At 39.3% G+C, this 430-nt stretch carries 2 protein-coding genes; both read left to right on the top strand.

Annotation, left to right across the window (positions count from 1 at the left end):
* The coding region (locus FL311_RS45865) for a hypothetical protein (RefSeq protein ID WP_141333605.1) at positions 1–200 on the top strand (200 nt) is incomplete at its 5' end.
* A 71-nt stretch (positions 201–271) separates the two neighbouring features.
* On the top strand, positions 272–430 hold a 159-nt coding region (locus FL311_RS46425; RefSeq protein ID WP_368668627.1), incomplete at its 3' end, for a biotin/lipoyl-containing protein.

Here is a 430-nt window from a genome sequence, read left to right as displayed (position 1 = left end):
ATGTACTAGGTACTGATGGTTTTGGTCGAAGTGATACACGTGCTAAATTACGTCATTTCTTCGAGATTAACCGTTACTGGGTTGTTGTATCTGCTTTGACAGCATTAGTGAAAGACGGTGTAATTGATGCATCTGTAGTTAGTGAAGCAATTGCTAAGTTTGGCCTCGATCCAGAGAAACCAAACCCAGTTATTTGCTAATTATAAACAAGCTTGGCATCATGTTTGGGATGATTCCAAACCTGATTAGTTAATCAGTTTGATGCGTCTATATGACAAAGGAGATTTCCGTGAGTACTGAAATCATTCGAGTGCCGGATATTGGTGGTGCAACTGATGTTGATGTTATCGAAATCAGCGTAAAAGTTGGTGACATCATAGAAGTTGACCAATCTATTCTTGTATTGGAGACAGATAAAGCGTCTATGGAC

It is taken from the genome of Myxococcus sp. AB025B (assembly GCF_006518215.1).
Taxonomy (GTDB): domain Bacteria; phylum Myxococcota; class Myxococcia; order Myxococcales; family Myxococcaceae; genus Myxococcus; species Myxococcus fulvus.
This window is presented reverse-complemented; position numbering and strand designations above follow the sequence as displayed.